Annotated in this window: 21 protein-coding genes and 6 pseudogenes; 12 read left to right on the top strand and 15 right to left on the bottom strand. The window is 39.4% G+C overall.

Annotated features, from left to right (window positions below):
• Positions 1-126: 126 nt before the first annotated feature.
• The 6 genes from H735_RS18255 to H735_RS18230 form a co-directional block, all read right to left on the bottom strand.
• Positions 127-402 (bottom strand): RebB family R body protein, encoded by a 276-nt coding sequence (locus H735_RS18255; RefSeq protein WP_020197951.1) that lies wholly within the window; start codon positions 400-402, stop codon positions 127-129.
• Positions 403-441: 39 nt separating this feature from the next.
• Complete coding sequence (locus H735_RS18250; protein ID WP_020197952.1) at positions 442-726, bottom strand: RebB family R body protein; 285 nt, start codon at positions 724-726, stop codon at positions 442-444.
• A 47-nt stretch (positions 727-773) separates the two neighbouring features.
• Positions 774-1,058, bottom strand: coding sequence for a RebB family R body protein (locus tag H735_RS18245; protein ID WP_020197953.1), 285 nt, complete (start codon positions 1,056-1,058; stop codon positions 774-776).
• Between the two features lie 29 nt (positions 1,059-1,087).
• Entirely contained in the window at positions 1,088-1,366 is a 279-nt protein-coding gene (locus H735_RS18240) for a RebB family R body protein (RefSeq protein WP_020197954.1), read from the bottom strand.
• A 136-nt stretch (positions 1,367-1,502) separates the two neighbouring features.
• Positions 1,503-2,072 carry a structural protein gene (locus tag H735_RS18235; protein WP_020197955.1) on the bottom strand — a complete coding sequence of 190 codons (570 nt, stop codon included), beginning with the start codon at positions 2,070-2,072 and terminating at the stop codon, positions 1,503-1,505.
• Positions 2,073-2,140: 68 nt separating this feature from the next.
• Positions 2,141-2,854, bottom strand: coding sequence for a hypothetical protein (locus tag H735_RS18230; protein WP_152447696.1), 714 nt, complete (start codon positions 2,852-2,854; stop codon positions 2,141-2,143).
• 218 nt (positions 2,855-3,072) lie between these two features.
• Here H735_RS18230 and H735_RS18225 point away from each other — a divergent pair, with 218 nt between their 5' ends.
• The 6 genes and pseudogenes from H735_RS18225 (at position 3,073) to H735_RS18210 (ending at position 6,836) form a co-directional block, all read left to right on the top strand.
• Positions 3,073-3,915: a helix-turn-helix transcriptional regulator gene (locus H735_RS18225; protein WP_020197957.1), complete on the top strand. Its 843-nt coding sequence runs from the start codon at positions 3,073-3,075 to the stop codon at positions 3,913-3,915.
• Between the two features lie 48 nt (positions 3,916-3,963).
• Positions 3,964-4,230: a RebB family R body protein gene (locus H735_RS18220; protein WP_020197958.1), complete on the top strand. Its 267-nt coding sequence runs from the start codon at positions 3,964-3,966 to the stop codon at positions 4,228-4,230.
• 17 nt (positions 4,231-4,247) lie between these two features.
• A complete protein-coding gene (locus H735_RS18215; protein ID WP_020197959.1) occupies positions 4,248-4,523 on the top strand; it encodes a hypothetical protein in 276 nt (91 codons plus the stop codon).
• Positions 4,524-4,598: 75 nt separating this feature from the next.
• On the top strand, positions 4,599-4,811 hold the full coding sequence (locus H735_RS30230) for a RebB family R body protein (RefSeq protein ID WP_080641629.1): 213 nt from the start codon (positions 4,599-4,601) through the stop codon (positions 4,809-4,811).
• A 183-nt stretch (positions 4,812-4,994) separates the two neighbouring features.
• A pseudogene (locus H735_RS30225) lies at positions 4,995-5,630 on the top strand (IS6 family transposase).
• 129 nt (positions 5,631-5,759) lie between these two features.
• Complete coding sequence (locus H735_RS18210) at positions 5,760-6,836, top strand: replication initiation protein (protein ID WP_020197960.1); 1,077 nt, start codon at positions 5,760-5,762, stop codon at positions 6,834-6,836.
• A 232-nt stretch (positions 6,837-7,068) separates the two neighbouring features.
• Here the strand turns inward: H735_RS18210 and H735_RS31435 are convergent.
• The 5 genes and pseudogenes from H735_RS31435 to H735_RS30980 all read right to left on the bottom strand — a co-directional run bounded on the left by H735_RS31435 (position 7,069) and on the right by H735_RS30980 (position 11,553).
• Positions 7,069-8,016: pseudogene (locus tag H735_RS31435) on the bottom strand (IS91 family transposase).
• A gap of 163 nt (positions 8,017-8,179) precedes the next feature.
• Positions 8,180-8,803: a conjugative transfer signal peptidase TraF gene (gene traF, locus H735_RS30215; RefSeq protein WP_080641644.1), complete on the bottom strand. Its 624-nt coding sequence runs from the start codon at positions 8,801-8,803 to the stop codon at positions 8,180-8,182.
• Positions 8,804-8,811: 8 nt separating this feature from the next.
• Positions 8,812-9,171 (bottom strand): hypothetical protein, encoded by a 360-nt coding sequence (locus H735_RS18190; RefSeq protein ID WP_020198164.1) that lies wholly within the window; start codon positions 9,169-9,171, stop codon positions 8,812-8,814.
• A gap of 1,151 nt (positions 9,172-10,322) precedes the next feature.
• Positions 10,323-10,457, bottom strand: coding sequence for a hypothetical protein (locus H735_RS31930; RefSeq protein ID WP_020198167.1), 135 nt, complete (start codon positions 10,455-10,457; stop codon positions 10,323-10,325).
• A gap of 760 nt (positions 10,458-11,217) precedes the next feature.
• Positions 11,218-11,553 (bottom strand): hypothetical protein, encoded by a 336-nt coding sequence (locus H735_RS30980; RefSeq protein ID WP_152447711.1) that lies wholly within the window; start codon positions 11,551-11,553, stop codon positions 11,218-11,220.
• Between the two features lie 180 nt (positions 11,554-11,733).
• On the opposite strand from H735_RS30980, the gene H735_RS18175 reads away from it, so the two are divergent.
• Together H735_RS18175 and H735_RS32105 are read left to right on the top strand one after the other, a co-directional pair.
• Entirely contained in the window at positions 11,734-12,297 is a 564-nt protein-coding gene (locus H735_RS18175; RefSeq protein ID WP_027726869.1) for a hypothetical protein, read from the top strand.
• Positions 12,298-12,815: 518 nt separating this feature from the next.
• Positions 12,816-13,090, top strand: a pseudogene (locus H735_RS32105) (transposase zinc-binding domain-containing protein); the annotation flags it as partial.
• Between the two features lie 115 nt (positions 13,091-13,205).
• Here H735_RS32105 and H735_RS18170 read toward each other — a convergent pair.
• Both H735_RS18170 and H735_RS18165 read right to left on the bottom strand, forming a co-directional pair.
• Positions 13,206-13,526, bottom strand: a complete 321-nt coding sequence (locus H735_RS18170) for a hypothetical protein (protein ID WP_020197920.1) — start codon at positions 13,524-13,526, stop codon at positions 13,206-13,208.
• Positions 13,510-14,175, bottom strand: a complete 666-nt coding sequence (locus H735_RS18165; RefSeq protein WP_020197919.1) for an AAA family ATPase — start codon at positions 14,173-14,175, stop codon at positions 13,510-13,512. Before H735_RS18165 ends, H735_RS18170 begins: the two co-directional genes overlap by 17 nt.
• Before the next feature lie 287 nt (positions 14,176-14,462).
• Between H735_RS18165 and H735_RS18160 the strand changes: the two genes are divergently transcribed.
• Positions 14,463-15,407, top strand: a complete 945-nt coding sequence (locus tag H735_RS18160; protein ID WP_020197918.1) for an Rpn family recombination-promoting nuclease/putative transposase — start codon at positions 14,463-14,465, stop codon at positions 15,405-15,407.
• An 864-nt stretch (positions 15,408-16,271) separates the two neighbouring features.
• On the opposite strand, the gene H735_RS18155 is transcribed toward H735_RS18160, so the two are convergent.
• Both H735_RS18155 and H735_RS18150 read right to left on the bottom strand, forming a co-directional pair.
• On the bottom strand, positions 16,272-17,330 hold the full coding sequence (locus H735_RS18155) for a hypothetical protein (protein ID WP_020197917.1): 1,059 nt from the start codon (positions 17,328-17,330) through the stop codon (positions 16,272-16,274).
• Positions 17,331-17,770: 440 nt separating this feature from the next.
• Positions 17,771-18,391 (bottom strand): XRE family transcriptional regulator, encoded by a 621-nt coding sequence (locus H735_RS18150; RefSeq protein WP_020197916.1) that lies wholly within the window; start codon positions 18,389-18,391, stop codon positions 17,771-17,773.
• A 290-nt stretch (positions 18,392-18,681) separates the two neighbouring features.
• On the opposite strand from H735_RS18150, the pseudogene H735_RS18145 reads away from it, so the two are divergent.
• The 3 pseudogenes from H735_RS18145 to H735_RS18130 all read left to right on the top strand — a co-directional run.
• Positions 18,682-18,942, top strand: a pseudogene (locus H735_RS18145) (IS91 family transposase); the annotation flags it as partial.
• 337 nt (positions 18,943-19,279) lie between these two features.
• Positions 19,280-20,290, top strand: a pseudogene (locus H735_RS30210) (Tn3 family transposase); the annotation flags it as partial.
• Positions 20,291-20,557: 267 nt separating this feature from the next.
• A pseudogene (locus H735_RS18130) lies at positions 20,558-21,029 on the top strand (hybrid sensor histidine kinase/response regulator); the annotation flags it as partial.

The following is a 21,029-nucleotide window of genomic DNA, read 5'->3' as shown; positions in this document are numbered from 1 at the left end:
ACTATCAAGTCTAACCATCTAATAAACATTAAAATTCCTTAACTAACAAAAATAGCCATTATTATAATAATGGCTATTTTAATTTATACTCAATTACTTAATTAAGCTTTATTGCACGGGTTCTGTCTAACCTTTTTCAATGATGCTTTCCGCTGTTCGACCTGTAATACTTCCACCAACTGACATTAATGCATTAAAGCCTTGGATCGTGGCAGCATGCATTGTTACTTGACCTTGCTGTTGTGCTAAAGATGCATTGTGTGCATTAGTACCCAAAGCATGTGATGTGGAAATCAACAAGTTTCCCATGGCCATTGCTGGAGCTTCACCAACCACTTGCGCATTAACTTGAGTAACAGAGTCCGTTACTTGACCGTTCACTGCAGCGACTTCATCCGCCATGCTATATCTCCTATATCTACGTTATCAGTGTAAAGAAAATTATGCTGTAGCATCTTTTTCAATAATTTCCTCACTTGAACGGCCAATTACAGCAGAACCAACACTCATTAGTGAGTTGATACCTTGTACTGTCGCAGCTTGCATTGTAATTTGACCTTGTTGCTGTGCCGCCGTTGCATTATGCGCACTATTACTCAGTGCGTGTGAAGTCGACATCAAAAGGTTTCCCATTGCCATTGCGGGAGTTTCCCCAACCACCTTTGTGTTCACTTGCGTAACTGAATCTGTAATCTGTGCATTTACTGCTGCTACTGGATCTGCCATTTTTTATCTCCTATTTATTTTCTATTTGTTAACTATACTTTTTAAAACTACGCTTTGGCGTCTTTTTCGATGATCTCTTCACTAGTGCGACCAATCACAGCGGAGCCAACACTCATTAGCGAGTTAATGCCTTGCACCGTAGCTGCTTGCATCGTAATTTGACCTTGTTGCTGAGCAGAGGTCGCATTATGAGCCCCATTGCCTAGAGCGTGGGAAGTTGACATCAGTAAGTTACCCATTGCCATCGCGGGAGTTTCTCCTACGACTTTTGTATTAACTTGAGTCACCGAGTCCGTGATTTGTGCATTTACTGTTGTGGATGTTTCTGCCATATTTTCTATCTCCGTTTACTGTTTTGTTATTAAATATCTTTCTCAATGACTGACTCACTAACGCGACCTACAATAGCCGAGCCAACACTCATTAGTGAGTTCACACCTTGTACAGTCGCAGCCTGCATAGTCATTTGGCCTTGCTGTTGTGCTGTTGCTGCATTATGAGCTGTATTACTAAGAGCATGAGAAGTTGACATCAATAAATTACCCATAGCCATCGCGGGAGTTTCACCTACGACTTTAGTGTTAACTTGAGTTACTGAGTCTGTGATTTGCGCATTTACTGTTGTTGGAGCTTCCGACATATATTTATCCTTACTTAGATTTAAGTTATACCCAAGGAATTAATCCTTGAATTAAGTGCTACATCGATTTTTAAACTTATTCCATAAAAATCACAATGTCATTATTTAATTAATCTTTTTAAGTTCAAATAAACTATCAATTTAGATTAATACTAGACTTAATAAAATCAATAGAGTACTCTTTTCCAGATTCCATCAAAGCCATCTTTTGTAGAATTAAAGGATATTCATTCGTCATAATATTATGCCTCCTCTTTAATCCTGTCATATTTTCCAGGTTATTAATTATCCCTTCAGTATCATTCTCTTTTGGAGGGGAAAATCTATATATAATACCTTCTATAGTGTTTATGTTATATTTTTCTTTATATGTAACTAATGTTTTATATGCAGCCCTAAAACCATAAGAAACACTCATAAACTCTTCGAAATCAGGATCGCTTTTATTATAGACCTTTCCAAGCCAATGAGTTTTTTTAGAGTATCTTATATTCAGAGGATTATTATTCCTTAATCCTCTAGATTTCCTTGATTTAACATCTTTAACGTTGACAGTAGAACTTATGGCTGTGTCATTATTTGTCTTTTCACCTTGCAAATATTCATAATCAACACTCTTGTATATTGAAAAACATAAAAACATAAAAACAGAAGAAACAAAAAAAACAAATAAATTTGACAATGGTATATACTCACCATCTTTCATTTAGACCACCACACTTATAGTTCAATTTTATATAGCCTTGTTTTTTATATATAGTAAATAAAAGCTAGTTATTTAGCATTAAACTCTAACGCTTTGACCAAATGAGATAACGCACACTTTAACTCTTCTTCTTCTTTTGGCTTAGAAAACTTGTTATGTCTAGAGTACTCGTTCTTCTGGGCCACTAATTTACTAAACTCGATTCCAACATAACTTGACTCTGGCGTTTTCTTTGTGTACGTGATTATATTTTCACGACCATCAGAACTCTCCTTTATAAAGGAAATTAGTTCAGGACAGTTATCATACTTTTCTGTTCCGCCAAGACTTTTGGCATCAGACATAAGAACCCAACTAGTAGTTTTTTTATCTGCGAGTATTTCTTCTTTTCGTTTATCAAAAACAGGGATATCTTGGAGATGACCTAGATTACGGTCGACTAAAAATATTTCAACGCCTTGAAGTAGAATCTCTATTTCCCGCATGGCTTTATCCAAAAACTCTTCTGATACCTCTAACTTACTGGATAATAAGAAACTTTTTTCAGAATCAATCTTACAATGAAGATGCAGTTTATCTCCAAACCTTTTTGACAGAAGAAAATGTAATGTATCAAAATCAAAAGTATTTTTCTTTTGTCCATTATTTTGCTTGAATCCTCTAACTTCCTCATCAAGCTCCTCAATTTGAGTTAACACTCCTAGAGTAAGGTTTTCATTTTTGTAGTCAGAGCCAACTCCCTCTAACTCATAAATTCTTAAATGTAGTTTGTACTTTTCCATATAAGCCTCGATATCAATTAATTTAAATTTAAACATAATCAGGCTAAAAATAATCGTAAAAAATGATTAATAAAACAGAGGAATGATATGACTATTTTTTACCAAAACTTGATAAGAAACTCCACATTGTATTATTTTCATATATGCAATAATAAGATTACACATTTTGTTACATAAAAATAAAGCCATAGAATGCTCAAGGTTTGGAAATTTCCCTCATGAATATAAAAAACGAGAAATATAGTTTTCATAAAGAAATCTTGAAGAAAAACATACATATGGCTTATAGAACAACTTGTGATTTAGTTAGTGTGTGTTGCGGTGATAGTGACTTTGTCACTGACTGCATAAAATCCTGCGGAATAAAAATATATTATTTAGACTCCAATGCCGGACTCTCGGAATTTAGTGAAGATCAATTGTTAATGCATAAAAAAGATGTCGAGAGCAATGGTAGAAAAAAAGCTATTTTCATTGAACACTCGAAAAAAAATAATGATTTATTTTATAACTTAGCTAAGCGTTTTATTGAGGAAATTCAAAACCCTCTTTTGAAAGTAATCACTGTATTTAAAGAAAAGGAAATAGATGAAGATCTACTAAACACTTTTTTTGATGATCATCATTATGTTATTTACTCAAACCAAAAAGAAAAGTTAGAAAATAACAACTTCACAGATCTATTGACAACAAGCTCTGGAATGGAGAGGATTAAGATTATACACCCCGCTCTTTTTTTAGCTATAAGTTATATAATTGAAAATATATATGAAAATATAACGTTAGAAAAGGTTTCAAAGGCTTCTTATGTAAGCTCATCCCATTTATCTTATCTTTTTAGAACAAAATTGAATACTAAATTCAAGAGCATACTCTTTACTCTTAAGGTTATAGAAGCAAGAGAGATAATTCGCTCCACCCCCAACAAGAACTTAACAGAAATTGCACTGGACCTTGGCTTTTATGACCTAAGCCATTTCGGTAAAGTTTTTAAAAAATATGAAGGAATGAGCATTGGCGAGTTTAGAAAAAACGTGATAGATGAAGGTTGTGAAAATTAATATAACCTTAGCAAACTAAAATTAATCGATAATCTTAAAGGATTTTTTATGCCTGAAACTGTAAATGAAAATGTAACTGACTCCATAACTCAAACCAACGTGAGCACTGTTGCTGAAACTCCAACGTTGGCAATGAGTAATTTTATCATGGCCACGAACACCGCATTGAGCAATAGTAACCAAAACGCAACCATTGCCCAGCAACAAGGCCAGATGCTAATGCAAGCAGCAACAACACAGGGAGTTAATGCAATCAACACGATTTCATCTGCATCTATATCTAAAGCAGTTGAGTCAATCTTAGAAAGTAAATAGTTTATAAGGAGCTGATTATGCCAATTCCGCCAAAGCCTATTGAAAGCGCTAAAAACACAGCGACTCAATCTATTGCTCAGTCATCTGCAATGGCACTGTCTGATGCAACGGATAACTTAAGAAACATATCTTCAATTGGCACTACTGCTATTGCTGTTGCATTAAGTCAATTTATAGAAACTGGTGATTCAAAATATTTAGATGGTATAGACAAAGCAAATTCAATCGTCGACAATGCTATATCAAACTTTTCAGAGATAGGAAAGAAAGCTAAAGAAAATATTGAAACTTAGTTTTTATTAATAACTTACCAAACTGATAATTAAGGAGCATTCATAGCAATGTCTCCTTAATTGTAAAAACATTGTATGCATGAAGAAAAGACAACGCTAACTAATCATGTGGACGATATTCTTTTCAAGAATATAGTTTCCACAGCAATGGATAACTTATTGTTGAGTACATCTCAATCTTTATCAAATATATCTCAAAATGCAACACTAGCACAGCAGCAAGGACAAGTTATTATGCAAACCACAACAGCGTTAGGGATTAGTGCTATATTAGCAACCAATAATTAGCCTTATTGAATCTAGAAAACAAATTATAATTTTCAAAAAACTGACAGACTGCACTTTTTACAAGTTCTCTAATTCTATTCTGTTACGAGCACTCCATAACCGAGCTTGTTGCACAAAATGGCTCCGTTGCAAATAGGGCATGGATGGTTAATCTAGTATTATTTCTAACCGCGGTTATCCATCATGAACCTCTTTAAACATCGTCATTTCAAATACAACATTATCATTTGGGCTATCCGATGGCATCGTGAACTTGAAGAGATGCTGAGTGAGTGAGTGCAGTGTCAACGTAGATCATACTACAGGGGTCAACGATATGCTCCACTCATTCAAGAAAAGCTCAAATGGCATTGGCGTCCAGGCTCAGGTGGGAGTTGGAAAGTCGATAAGACGTACATCAAAGTAAATCTATCGAGCGGTTGATAAACGTGGAGAAACTATCGACTTCTTTCTGTCTACCACTCGTAATGATAAAGCGGCACAGCGTTTTTTGGCGAAGGCCTTAAAAGCTGTGAGTACCATCACACAATCAATACCGATAAGGCGCCGGCATACGGCGTGGTAATTAGGGCGTTAAAAGCTCAAGGGAAATGCCCAGATGAGGACGCCAGGTTAAATACCTAAACAATGCTGTTGAAGCAGAGCATGGAAAGCTAAAACAACTTATCCACCCAGTCCGCGGATTTAAGTCCATGAAAATGGCGTATGCTACGCTGAAAGGTTTTGAGGTGATGCATATGTTCAATTGAAATGTGGCAATACGGTCGAGGAACCGCAAGAGGGGTCTGTCCAATCACTAATGCATTGATGAGAGCCTGATAACTCCCTTAGTGGTTCCTTCACTCACGACACTTATTTGCAACAGAGCCTTATTTAGGTAGTCAGGCTTTCATTACGCCTAAAATGTGTCATAATTACCTAAATTACGTTACTTTAAGGAGTCGTGGTATGAGTGATGAAGAGTACTTTTACCCAGTAGTAAGTGACAACTTACCGAAGCATATAAAGAAAGGTCATCAGCTGGTATTTAGCCGCCAGGATCTCTCCGCTCGCGAAGCAGATATGTTTGCATTAATGATCGCACACATGAAAGCGAACGACTGGGAGTATAGTCCCCCTCATTATGAGTTCACGTCACATCAGCTATCTGAGTGGTTAGGTGTGGAGTCTAAGCATATTGGGAGTAATTTAAGCCCAGTAGCCAACCGTCTTGCGAGTCGAAAAATTGGTATTAAAATAGAGACAGGCAAAAGGGATGTTGAATTCGACTACCGTCCACTTTTCAAACATATTGCATACAAGAACGGTATTTTAACCATGGTACCTAATGACATGCTCAAGTCCGAATACATCGAGTACAATCAAGGTTTTGCCCTTATTAACACTCGCAATTTCTTTGATGTAAAAAAAGAATATTCAAAACGCCTCTATGAGTTACTAAGTCGGTTTAAAGACAAAGGCTTTGAAATGCATCAACAAAAGCTTGAAGAGTTAAAAGGTGTGTTTGGTCTGCTTGATGAGGCTGGTAAGCTCAAGAAAGACAAAGGCTCATTCAAAAATAATAGTGTATTTATGAAGCGCTGTATTCGTGAAAGTATCAAAGAGCTCACTGAGCATCCTCAAATCCGAAAAGAACTGCTGTTCTTAGAAGGTGAAAATGGAGATAAAGGTTTTGAGGTCATTAAAAAAGGCCGAACCATCACCGGTATCAAGTTCTTGTTCCGCTGGATAAAACTCGGCACGGTTGAAGAGCTTAACCAACACGATGCGTTGAAAACGATTCGAGAGCTTGAGCTAAAACGCCTGCAAGACAAGGTTAAACTGACAGAAACCGATCTTGAAGCGTTGGCCATTGCTTACCGCTATGTCGGTAAAGAGCTGCATGCTATCAAGGTAGAAGAAAGTCTTTCTAAGCGACACTTAAATCGAGAACAAAAAGTTAATGATAGCCACCAAAGCGAGATTGATTCGCTCCTTGATAAAATCGATACCTTATCAGAGATCAGTGAAAATCCTGATTATTGAATCGGCGGCATAGCCGCCTGAGCGAACTCCGCTCGAAGGTAAGGAAACTCAAAGTTTCCCTACCGTCGAAAGAGCAAGCTAATTCGAAAGTAATTCAATTGGTTGTGATTTTTTTGTAGTGGTGGTGTGTTTGAGTTTCTGGAATGTTGCCATGAGCATGTCTGTTCAAATTACAGATAAACTTATCCACAGGAAGGAATTAAGCTGACCTCAATTGTCCTTTCAAAACCGTCTATCTTATCAATTCTTCGCGGCTTTCACCCGCCCTAAAACTGACGAACTCTCCCCCATCTTTGCAGAGCAAACATTCATAAGGATCGACGTTAGCAAGCTTCTTTAACATACTCGTATAGCAAGGCAACACTGGCGCGTCCTTGTTTTCCATCTCTAACGCATCGTAGACTTTTGGCAGCATTTCCTTTTCTCCAGTCCGATGGGGGAGGTATTCAAACATCAGCTGACCGCCTTTGCTGTAGTGATGCAAGCGAGAGCCTGAAATAGGAGGCCGCTTCAAATAACGACCTAGGAAATTGATCGTCTTATGCGGTTGGTCCGTTTTCTAACCAAAATGCAGTTTCCAACGACGGTGATATTGGCTACGCAGAAAGGCGAAGCAATCTTTTTCATGACGTATGAACGAGCAATCGTCATGGCTTAAATCACGCTCTGAGTAATGCGCCCTTAAGAGCTGCGTGAGCGCAACTCGCCAACATGCTTCTGTTACTTTGGCTTTGAAATAAATTGGCTTCCATAACCCTGTTCGTTGGCAAATTCCTCCCTGTGTTGCTGCAATTCCAATTGAGCTTGCGGCCGTAGGTATGAAGCGCACAGAAACGCCTATTTCTATGCCTTGCCGTTTTGCCCAAGTCGTTAAAATGTCGGCCGCGCATTTGAATAATCGATTAAGTAACTAGCGATTATGACGAAAGATAGGCCAGAGAGTGCTCGGTATGGTGAAGGTGATGTGTTGCCATTCTCAGTCAGGCAACACATGCTGTTGTTGGCGTATCCACCTTTCGGTGGATTTGACGCCACAACAGGTCTTGCCGCTCTGACAGACGACCTTAGTATGCGGGCAGTTTGGAGTGCTGCAGTCGTAGTGTTTGGCCCCCATCAGGTTACTACCACACGCGAACAAAGTGATTTGCCAAAGGCTGAAGGTCTGAACATGTTTCCACAGGACTTTTTCCCAAGCGTTGCCCTTTTCAAAAAGGAGTTTCGATTATGACTTGGTAAAAATTCGCTTCGTCACTTGGAATTGCAAGCTTATATCAAACGTCCCGTTAATTTTATCCGTTTGTTGGATTAAGCTATTTATCGATAATTGTTGGGGCAAAATATGATCACCAAACCCAAACAGGGGAGACCAAAGCTAATATATTTTTTGATGACACTGGGCCATAGTAACGACTGTCGAAACTGCTGGCAGGTAAGTGATTTGACATCATGAAAAATTCGCCTTGCTGGAGAACAAAAGGAGTAAGGTGTGGCAATGCATGATGATGTTTATCTTCGTCTAACACAAGAGCTTGTTGTAGTTCGAGCCCATTAACGCGCACGATGCCTTCAAGCGAGATATGATCCCCAGGTGTTGCGAGGATCTGTTTTATCTCTGGTGTAAAGTCGCCAGGGCAGATGCCTTCTGCGGTATAGCCTCGTTCCACGGCCAACTTCATCGAGAGGTTGTTCGGTGGGCAAAATAAAATCCAATCTCCGTACACGTAAGGTGTATTTTTTACACTTATTTGATAAATGCCTGTTGGAATAGAGGGATAACTGTAATAACGATAACCACTCAAATAGAGCGAGCTCGCTCCTAAAATAAGGACAGAGCTACTAACAAAAAGGTGAATAAAAAAACGAAGGCGCTTTTTCCTCACTCTTAAATTCAATGTCTCTTGTGTTTGTTTCGCAATGCGACAGCGAAGTTGGTGACAATAACGAGTAAAAGGTGGTACGTCTTTCATCGTTTAAATTATTCCCCTTGTGCAAAATTAACCCAGCGAGTAATGGTGGTGTCATACCACCCCAAGCGCCTTCCTAGTTCAAGCAACGCAATGTGATTTTGTTGATATAGTGGTGACTCATAAAACTGCGTATCAAGTTGTCCCATTAAGCGGCAACAATGGGCTATTTGCCTCAGACAAAGTCCACCTTGTTCAAACGTGTTTCCTTGTTCCATCATGCGGGTGATGATGACTAGTGGCATAAAGACCGACAGCTGCAAAGCATGAGAGTAGTCCAAACCTTCTAGTAACCCATTGATTATTAGATGTATTTCCTGATGAAGCTCAGGGTTATACTTATTTTCTTGTGTGCCGCACTGTTTTCTCATAATGCCTCCTGTGATAATAAAATTGCTATATTTCGTTGACGTTAGTCGCTCTCTAAGGCAATGGAATGAATGGCAATGTAGCCAACGTCTCTATAAAATCGTATAATTTAGTCTACATAGTGTCCTCACATTTGTCGGTGGCTTCACACTTAAGATGCAGTGACTGGGCGTATCCACATGGAAGTTTCTGGACACCTTCTTTTTAGTGAATTGAAAACTTGCTGTGTTTGTCTATATCGATTGAAAAGTTGACTGAATAAATAGTACGTACCATTGACTTCATGGATATAGCTAGTAATACCAACGCATTTATTTACCCCTATTTTTGGCGTGACATCGAAGTTGAAAAATCTCTTCTGAAGAATGCTCGTTTTCATTGTTAATTTTAACGTAATGTAAGCTTCATACTCATTAGCTTGACGAAGTAACTGTAATGTCGATTCAATGTCCATGTTGATTGACCTTCTTAGGCGTATTAATCAAAAGATCGAGGCTTTCCTGTGCATTTTTATGTGGGAAATGGTCTAGTGTAGAGTTTGAAATAGGAAGTTTAGAGATATTTCCCTTTAGTGCTTGGTATACCCATTTCAACATAATTTGAGGGTCAGAAATCCATCAGCCTCCCTCCTTGGTAATTCGATATTTAATTTTTTATGGGCTAAGCGGATTTGAATAGGGCAAACACAGAATGTCATGTTTGAATCAAGCTCTAGAGCAACCACGATAACAATGTTTACCGTTGGTATGCGTTGAATGTATTCAATAACCCTGTCTGCAGTTAAATGAAAAGGAGTAAGGGCTGGGATTAACAATTCAACGTAGCGATAACGACCTTCATCATAGGTAAGACAATCCCCCCCCTAGGGAAGAAGATAAGGCCGCGTGAAGCATTTCAGCAGCTTGAAAAATTTGTCAACACCAGAGCGTTTATTTTTTTGATGCTTCGTTAATCGGTCAATAGGGTTGTGTCGGCATAACGGTATTTTTTATAGTGCTAGAGATAGGTGTGCCGTTATCGGAACATCCATCTTTGTTTGTGATATATCAAATGTGTTAAAGCAAAAACTTAAACGTATTTGACTCTTGTTTTTTCTTTGGTGGTTCAAGGCGGTAAGAGGGTGCTGCGATATCTCCCACTGTGATTGCTTCGATTAAATGAACATATTCCATGTCATCACGTCGTTTTTTATAGATATAGCGTTCGACATCACCATTCCTCTGGATGGTGGTGCCAGACGCAACAGCATGATCGCCTTAACGGCTTTATCTATGTCTTCTTTAGTCATAACAATGTCTTTCGTTGCTAATTTTTTATTACTCTAAGGAATCGATAATTCCGTTTTTATTTATATCTCTATATGTATCCCGTATATTGGCTTTACCGTTATCAATATAAGTCTTATCTAAGTAGCTAGTCAGGGATAGGCTATCTCCTTGTTTGGGAGCTTGATGCATTCATTTCAAATGAATCACTAACAAGGTCGGCATCTGGATCATCTAACGCTGCATTTAAGCAAGTAAAATTCCTCTATGTTACTTAAACCATAATTATTGCTCTTTCTTGGGTGCAATACCGAAAAAGGGCAAAGTTAGTAAGAAGGAAAATAAGACTTCTTTCCTATTTCCCGTTATAAGCTCGCATTAACCCATAAAGTTACAGGCGATTAGGTTGACAAACTTATAGGTTAAGTATTGGTCAATTTGAATAAAATGCAAAATACGAGAGTGAAAACAAGCAAAGCACCCATAAAAACAGCACACACATGGTCATAAAAACACCTTAACTATGTGTCAATAAACTGTCAGAAGGGTTGTCATTTTTTTGTTTTCGGAGTTTTCCTACAGGAAGAACCTTCTAAATCAATAACTTAGGATTGCTTCGTATGAGCGGAACTGTATATTCAATCTAACACATATCAGCCCCTAACCGTCGGTTGACCTGCTCCTGACGTTGCGCTAAACGATTCAGATAATGTTCTGTCATGGCGAGGTTTCCTTTCCCATACCCAATCCAAACCGAGGCGGTAAATACGCCTTTTGTTATGCTCACGACACGTTGCACCGCAAACTTACGACAAGAATGCAATCCAACTCGGATACCTTTGAGTTTTTTCTCAAGTTTTTCCCTAATTTGACAACAAACGTGATAGACCATTTGTCTTGATACAGGGACGTCGCCTTTTGCCTTGCGACCGACAGGGGCTTGGCTTGTTTGGTTGCTAGTTGCCGAAAGTGAGGGAGATGGCGTTGATGGTAGCGCTGATAAAAGGTGAAAAAAGAGGAAGCAACGCCGTATTCATGAGCCAGTTCTTCAAATCCTTCTTTGGTGTTGGCAAGACGAACAATTAAACCAATATTTTTGTCACGAATATGTTCTCGCAACCATCGTCGCCCAATACTGAGTCAGTGAGCATCAAATTGTTGATGAGCGCGACGAGTAATGAAGCTGCGAATATTTTTACTGTCTATTAAGCAGAGAGTTTGGGTATGCCAGTCAATATGGTGTTGTTTGAGCTCTCGACATTCACTGTTGCGTAAACCGAGAGTGGCGCAAAGATAAACATGTCATACCAAAAGACGCCGCGCTCCCGAGCATGCATAAGAAAAGAGGGCAAAATAACAAAACTGTTAGAAAACGAGCTCTTGCTTGTTAAGCAATGGTTACGCCGTTCGCGTTTTTATGGTTTCTTAACTAAAGAAACGAGCCAATTTCCTGTTTTTTGTCGGCATGTGCCATCTTTTCTATACCGATTGCTGGGTAAACAGCCATTATGGGTAATTGGGCTTGTCTTGTGTTTGTTATGGAGTGTGAATGAAGTGAAAGCGCAAGATGTTAAATGGATAAAAAGTTGTTTGTTAATGGCGCACGATTTTTATAATCGAATTGTTTACACGCAAGACACGGCGTTGTGGGGGGAGAAAGATTATTGGGCTACGCCAGAGGAGACGCTACGACGTTTTAAAGGTGATAGTGAAGACATCGCGATAGCAATTTTCCACTTCTTCGCCAAGGGGTCTCTTCGGAGCGACTTTGTGTGGTGTATTTTTTGTTGCCTTCGACAAGTCCGAAGATTTATCATCTCGCGCTGGAATATCATCATGATGATGGGCGGATTTATGTCTTAAATAACCGTTATAGCGAAATTTATCAAGCGGATGAGGCTCATCATGCTCAAACGGTCGTGCTCTTTGATTTGCACAATATGTGGATAGATGATAACCGCGTAGGAGACAGTAAAGTTCGAACGAGTAAATGGGGAGCCTTAGTCGGGCGGTATCACACTCAAACAGCGGCTACATTGGAAAAACAACGCGTCCGTCAGCTTATGCCGCATTTACTTAACGAATGAGGATATGTGTAATATTTTTGATAGTGTTCTTACACCTTGCTGTCTTTGTAGCTCTTTCTTCCATGGCCATTCTATGGTGCTCAATACCAGATTAACTAAATAGTTTTTTTAGTCGATACAGAGGCAAGTGGCGTTGATACTGACTAACAAATTTTCGGTTGTTATAAGGGTAATGATTGTTTTTTTGACTTTAAGTGATCAAGCGGCGGCATAGCCGCCTGAGCGAGCTCCGCTCGAAAGCAAAGAGATTTAACCTTCACAGTATGCTGACAATTCTGCATTACCCTACTGGTCATGCACTTACGATCACTCAGACAACTTTTCTCTCGGAATGGCACCTGGGCTATTTATCTCAGTAAGCACATCTCTGAAATCAGAGATGTCGTTGTCGATAACGTCACCCGAATGATGGCTTGTGGTTCAGCGAGCATAGGATCACGACTCTATAAGTGCAGGAACTCCGGCTGTACCTACACCAAATATCTCAATCAAAGCCTTGCCGCAGTTGTGGCGTCAAATCCACCGAAAGGTGGATACGCCAACAACAGCATGTGTTGCCTGACTGCGAATGACAACATTCCAGAAACATCACCCACCTAATTCAAATGCATCACCACTGCAAAACAGTTACAATTGATTGAATTACCTTTTAATAAGGTAATTATCATAAATAATATAATTACCTTATTTGTAGTAATTAAACCATTTCCATAATTCTTCATCTGACATATTTTCACAACGTTCCGCAATAGCTCGAATGAAACTAGAACGATCTAACGAAAAATCTTCATCTTTAGAATAAGAAATTACATTCAATCTTTTATGAATTTTATCAAATTGTTGAGCTTCGGACTTCGTCAAAGAGACAGTAACGGGCTCCCGCTTTTCTCCTTTTTGTTTTGGGCGTCCTACCGTGCGAGAAACTTTAGAATCAGCACCATCAACAAAAGCATCAGCTTCCTTCACTTTTTTTTCTTGAGCTTTTAAATTAGATCGAGAAAGCATCTAATATCTCCTTAGTTAAGCAACTAATCTCAGACTTGGCTTTATTGTCTTTCCATTCATGAACACCACATGCATGATGAAAAGCATCACGGTGTGCTTTTCGGTCTGCAACAACAGTCCTCATCAAATGAAATTCAGGATATTCACTAAGCAACTGCTTCGCAGTTTGTCTTTCAGCATGAGTATTAGTCGGCGCCATATTAATAAAAACAGCAACTTTTAGAGCATCATTAAAATCACGAGCGGATTCAACTGTCTCAGCCATATGCTCTAACAGTTCCAAATCGGCATGACTAGCCTTAGTTGGCATGATCATGAGATCTGCAGCCAGCATTGCACTGCGCATTTCTCGACTATCACGACCAGCAGCATCAACAATAATGAAGTCATAATTTTCAATTTCCCTTTGTAGCTGCTTAGTAATATTTCCATCTAAGCGAATACATGGAAACTCCTTTACCCCCCCCCCAATCTCTATTCGCCTTTGATTCCAACGATAAAGAGTACCTTGCGGATCGGCATCAAGCAGTAAAATTCGACTAGTATCTTCTTGATATTTTTCATGAGCTAAAGCAACAGCAAGATTGCAAGCCGTATTCGACTTACCAACACCACCCTTTTGATGACCTAGAAGGATAATTTTTTTCATACAGGACTCCATTGAATAACCACATCACAATCCTACTCATTGAAAACAAGAAAAACAAGAAAAATAAATTATTTATCATAATTATTTTATTTTTCATAAACAAGATAATTAATAAAAACAATATAAATACAATATTTATTAGAGCTTAGGAAACAAAGTGGTTTGAGATCTAATGGAACGAAAGCGTACGTTAGTAAGGTTAAGGCTCTGATATATATCAGATTAAAATCTGCAATCTCATACCGATTAAAGTATAGTGTTGGGATGTAAAGACGGGAATAAACAGAATGAAAGCACCAACATCCATACATGATGGATTGTTTAAGTCGTTCTTGACTGTGCCAGAGACAGCAAAAGACTTTCTCGATATTCACTTACCAGGGCACATCAAACAAATCTGCAATCTCGATACGCTCCAGCTTCAATCCGGTTCATTTTTAGAAGATGAGTTAGTACCTTACTATTCTGACGTGTTGTACTCAATGGAGACAGACAGCGGAGTAGGGTACGTATACGCATTGATCGAGCACCAAAGCAGTCCAGACAAACACATGGGCTTTCGGTTGATGCGATATGCCATTGCGGCGATGAAACAACACCTTGATGCCGGTAATGAAACGTTGCCTTTAGTCGTACCATTGCTGTTTTATCATGGAAAAACCAGTCCTTATCCATACAGTACCAATTGGTTAGATGAATTTGAAAAACCAGAGATAGCTCAGTTGCTCTATGGTCAATCTTTCCCTTTGGTGGATGTTACTGTGATACCTGATGATGACATCATTCTGCATAAGCGGGTGGCGTTATTGGAGCTGGTACAGAAACATGTGCGACAAAGAGACTTGTTGGATTTTACAGACACACTGGTTACACTATTATTAGAACGTTTAATAACCAGCAAACAGTTAGATAGTTTAGTGGACTATTTGCTTAGGGTAGGGGAAACATCAAATCTGGAAGATTTAATGCGAACTTTAGCGAAGCAAGTCCCGGAGCATGAGGAACGATTCATGACAGTAGCAGAACAGTTAGAAGCGCGTGGCCGCGAACAAGGTTTAAAGCAAGGTCTACAACAAGGTAGACAAGAAGGCAAAGAATTAGGTCGCAAGCAAGGTAGTCAAGAAACCCAACTAGCAATAGCAAAGAAAATGCTTTCAGCGGGCATTGATATTGCTTTAGTAGCCCAAACGACAGAACTTACTGGAGATGAGATCGCAAAACTCATCAACTAGTGGTTTGATCTTATTCAACATAATGGCGAAGTGTTAATGACATTTCGCCATTTTTTCACCTGCGTAATGTGACGGTGTAACCATATGTTTTATGAGTCGCCGTGCGACGAATACCAGAACGCGCTCACGTAGTGAGTAAGAAGTGTACTATCCTCATTTTCAAAACTATTTGTGTTCACCTGCTGTATCCGGTACAAAAATTGCCCTTCGCCCTGCTAGACGTGATTTTCGCTGTTGGTTGAATTAAGCTTGATTATTGAGTTGGGGTTCCACGAAATCATGCGTGTGTGTGAAAGCTTCCTGTCGTATGACAAAAGAAATGTTCAGCGTGGTCGATCGTGCGGTCAAGCTATTCTAAAGTGTGAACTGACGCCGCTTTGTTCTATTTGCTTTAAGCTGAATGAAATTTTTGACCCTTGATTGATCGTTAAAACTATTTTTGTGTGCAGATATGCCCGTCAAAAGCTTTTCTCGTAGATTCAATATGTATTGAACGTGATGGCTTTTGATGGGAGGTACTACTTTTGCACAGCGAAGCGGTGCTTCTTAATAAGTGAATATTTATATTCCTATATAAGTGGTTAATTACGTTAGTAATTAACCCTTAAAGAATCCCGCCTTAAACCATATCTTCGAACCTATGCTCTAAATTAAAAACAAATAAACAGGGTTATCCACAGCACTAGGAAAGGGCAGGAAAAACTACGAATGAATAGCGAAAATTGACCATACAGAGTCAAAATTGAAGGGATGCTGAGCCTCTAAAGGCATGTATCACGGCTAGAACGGCTGAAATTAAGTTGAAAAGAAACACTTAAAGCCGCAATTAAGCAGCTTTATGAAAATAAAAATAGAGTAGGGGAGTTAATGCCAAGATGTCACCAGCTCTGGCAAAACATCATCCCCATACTGGTTGGGCTCTGGAGGTTTACCTTGCGGATAACGAAGTTGATTTAAGCGCCATAAGTATTCTTTGCGCTTCTTTGTCCAGAAACCATCAGAGAACGGACTGTACGTTGCGAAGACATTCGAAAGTTTCTTGTTTGCCATCACTTCTTTCGCGTAAGCTAACGACTCTTTCATCTTGTCTTGAAAATGAATACCAAACAACTCGATAAATTGATGTGTAAACCACTTGTAGGCGGCTTGAGACTTAATTGAAGGGATCGCATCGATCTCTTCTTCACTCGCACCTTGCTCACGCAGCTCTTCTCTAAGAACCACAGCTTCTGGCTGTGCTAGATAGCAACTCTCGATCTCAAGGTAGCCAGCTAACTTGAGCATTTTAACTACATCAGTATACTTAGTTTTGCTGATCGGCTGTCGCCAAATCTGAGAGTGCAAACCACGAAGCTCATAATGCGTGATACCACGTAGCAACTCATTGCCATTTTCATCGTAGATAGGTTGTTCGTTTTTGCTCTTATCGGCGTAACGTCCAATGCGATTGCCATCAACGTTCATCGAACAAAACATGGTTGTCACTGTTTGGACAATCGTTAAACGCTGCTTAGCTTGGAGCGTTTTTTGGCCGCTCTTACACTGATGCAATCCCATTAAACGCCCCTGGTGACAGCGACGCGGATCATCAATGAAATCACAAAACGCCAAAAGGATACGCATTTGAAAGTAGGTGATCCGTTTCATCGGCTTACCGTTCTTCTTGCGTTGAGGCAAACCGTACTCTTCCAAATATGCCTGGATCACTTCTAGTGTATCGCGCTCATGAATTTTAAGGCGCATTTCGTTTTGGCCAACACGTTGGTACTTTTCAAGGACAGCAAAGTATTTGTCTGGAATTTTACCAAAACACAACACACGGACGTGCAAACGACACAGCCGAGATTCTAATGACTCGTGAAAGTTAAGGTGATGCGCAAACTCTGCGCTACGGTTACGAGGATTACGGTTACGCAGTGACATGTAACACCCTCGCGCCACATAAAACTGATCGATTCATCGCCAGTAATAAGGATAAGCAAGGATGTATGACGCACTGATAGTGCAAAAATTTGAATAAATTCATATTAGATTCCGAACGATTTTTAGGAAATGTTTCGGGTCTCACACCAAAACACATTAAACCTAATGTAATTGAAACGATCAAAAAGATCAACTTATTGATTTTTAGATACAAAAAAAGCGCCTACGTTCGGGAAGGCGCTTTTATTTGCGAATGCTATATCGTCAGATTGAGGGTCTGACACACTCTAATTCTGAAAAATACACTACATAGAAAACTATGTAGTTAGCGTGCTATGTAATGCACTTTTGCTCCAGAACCTTCGTGTATAATACAATAGTTACCATGGATTTGACAAACTAAAACCATGTTTTTCTTGTTAACTTCGTAGATATTTTTGTTATATATGTATATATGAGGAATGCCAAAAAACCTGCCCAACAATCTCAACGTTACTATTGTCTGTATTTTTAGGATAAACCTCATCAGAGAAGTCAGGGTTGTAACTCCGAATAATTAAACTGTCTGGCGTTTCAATTAAAATTTTCACTCGTAACAGTTCTCCTTGTCTAATCACGTACATCATTCCATCCTTGATCGTTTTAATGCATGGATCTAGGGCAATTACTGAACCGTTTTTCAGTACGGGCTCCATTGAGTTGCCAGTAACTCGAATACAACAAACCTGCTCTTTACAAGGTTGTTGCTCAACTATCCATTTAGGAATTGGCATTTTCTCCGAGCTTTCATGATGATTATAAGCTCTATTACCAGCCGCCGCTTTGACTTCTGTATAAAAACCTATCATTGATACTTCATCAAATTGGTTTCCACTCAGTAGCCATTCAGATGAACATTCTAATATGTTAGCCAACTGCTCTAAGACTTTCCCTGATGGAGTGCTATGACCAAGCTCCCAGCGAGATACTGCCACTTTAGACACCCCTATAAAATCAGCGATCGCTTTTTGAGTTAACCCTTTCAGCTTACGTTCTTGTTTAAGGCGATCTGAAAATCTCATTTGCTCATTGTTCCTATTGTTTACCCAATCGACACTTCAAATTATTAATCAAATTTACCTGTTTCACACTGAATCATTTGTTATGCAAATGAACATAAAAACCAAGCATTATTTATTTGAGTTTACTTTTATGGCTCTATTGTTTGCCATTAGTGGCGAAGTAACTGATTGTGTTCTTTGAAGGCTCTGCATTGAACCACTTTCTTAACTCATTGCGTTTCATCAATCTCCACCAATTCGCCCCAAGGCCGACTGTTCGCCGCTATCGCGCTCGTCGAGATGACGATATGATGCTCCGTTACTACGGTTTTCTGTCGAATCGTCGCCGTGGTGAAATGCTGCTAAAAGTCTACGATGCGTTAGAGATGGAAAGCAAGGGCGCGCCAGCACTGCCTTGCTATGCGAGTATGTTGAAGAAGCTTGCTAACGTCGATCCTTATGAATGTTTGCTCTGCAAAGATGGGGGAGAGTTCGTCAGTTTTAGAGCGGGTGAAAGCCGCGAAGAATTGATAAGACAGACGGTTTTGGAAGGACAATTGAGGTCAGCTTAACTCCTTACTGTTGATAAGTTTATCTGCAATTTGAGCAAACTCACCCATAACAACATTTCCAGAACACCACCCACTCAATCCAGATGCGATACCATCACAAATTAATCACAATTGATTGAATTACCCTCGATTTAGCTCACTCTTTCAAAGGTAAGGAAACTTTGAGTTTCCTTACCTTAAATCCTAACCATCAAGGAATTGCTGGGGAAGTGTGTCTGATAGAAGGACAGTTTACTTTCTAGCCCATTATTGACCTCTCCTAAAACTTTGCAACGGAGCCGTATTTGTACCGATGGTAAGATCTCATCAGTGGACTTAACGGAGTTATTACTCGTAGTTGATGGTTGAAGCTTGCAATATCGGTCTAGAACCATTGATCAAATCGAATGTACTCGTTCTAACTCGCACAGATTAAGTTGGGTTAAACAAAATTACTTTCGAGCAGAAACATTAACTAACGCGAATGCTAGGTTAGTTAATTTCCATATAAAACAACCATTAACAAATGCTTGGGGTGACGGGAATGTTGCTTCTGCGGATGGAATGCGTTTAATTTCCTCAGCAAAAATAGTGAATGCAGGTCCGAATCGGAAGTTCTTTGATGCTGGACGTGGGATCACTTGGTACAACTTCATTTCAGATAAATATTCTGGTTTCCACGGGATTGTCGTAACAGGAACGTTACGAGACTCACTTTATGTATTGGAGGGAATACTGGAACAGCAAACAGGGCTCAATCTAGCAGATACTGCCGGAGCGAGTGATATTATCTTTGGTTTAAGGGTTCCAGTTCTCCCCTCGGTTGGCGGATGCGAGAGAAGCGGTATTCTGGCGAGTAGATAAGTCTGCTGACTACGGGCCGCTAGATGATTTAGCTCGAAGTTGTACGGTTCTTTCAAAAGCTGAAGAGCAGTGGGATGAAATGATGCGAACCGCAGGCTCATTGAAGCTCAGCACTATTCGGGCATCCGAGTAGGTTCGGTCTTTACTCAAGATCTGTCGTCCATCAGGCTTAGCTCAAGGCATTATGGATGTTGGCAGAGTGAACAAAACCTTGTACTTGCTTAACTATATAGACGATGAAGATTATCGTCGTAGGATTTTAACACAGACCAATAGAGGAGAAGGTCGGCATGCCGTCGTGTTATGGAATACTCTCTATATGCTGGAAGCATTAGATTGGATACGGTCCAATAATGAAGAAATTATAGAAGACGATATATCTCGGCCATCTCCACTAATATACAAAAATATCAATATATTAAGCCATTACACATTTACCTTGCCAGAAGATTTAGTGAAAGGAGAGTTAAGGCCTTTAAATCTTAATAATAGTGATAAATATTGAGTCGATGAGAGAGATATAAATAACTTATTATCAATAACTTAACCATCTAAACGTACACTTTCGTTCCGTTGGACCTCACCCCCGTAGATACAATAGCACCAACCAAATTTCAAAAATGGAAAATGTAATTTCATTGTTCGTTATAAGTTACCATTCACCGCATCATGTTTTTTGTTAGAAAAACGCAAATAAATTAAAATTTGTAAAGGCTTGCGCCAAAAAATACTATTTTTAGATATACAATTCATAAATTTAAATGAGTTGAATATGAATGCTTTTAATAAAGCGTATCAATATGCCGACCCCAACCTTACCCTTGTGGGATGGATGGGTTTTGTTGGCTTTCCAATCTACTACGTGGTCTGGGCGTTTATGTTCCCACAGCCATACGAAAACCTGCCACTTCGTGTCCTTTGTTCAATTTTATTCTTTGGTATTATTTATCGTAACCGTGTGCCATTTGAATGGCGTCGGTTTCTACCTGCTTATTATCAGGTCGCCATAACGCTCTGCTTACCTTGTTTCTTCTTTTACATGTTGCTGATGAACAACTGGTCGAATGTATGGGTGATGTCATTTATGTCAGCGATATTTCTTCATATTCTGCTCGTCCATATCACTTGGGTGATGTTTGCTCAAACTTTTGTCGGTATTGGGCTTGCGACATTCTTCGCTTGGATAACACAAGGGTTCCACCTCGAACTCACAATGGATTGGATGCATGTGCCAATCTTCTTGT

The organism is Vibrio owensii CAIM 1854 = LMG 25443, from assembly GCF_000817815.1.
Classification (GTDB): Bacteria; Pseudomonadota; Gammaproteobacteria; order Enterobacterales; family Vibrionaceae; genus Vibrio; species Vibrio owensii.
Note: the sequence above shows the minus strand (reverse complement) of the source record. Positions and strands in the feature narration are given on the sequence as shown.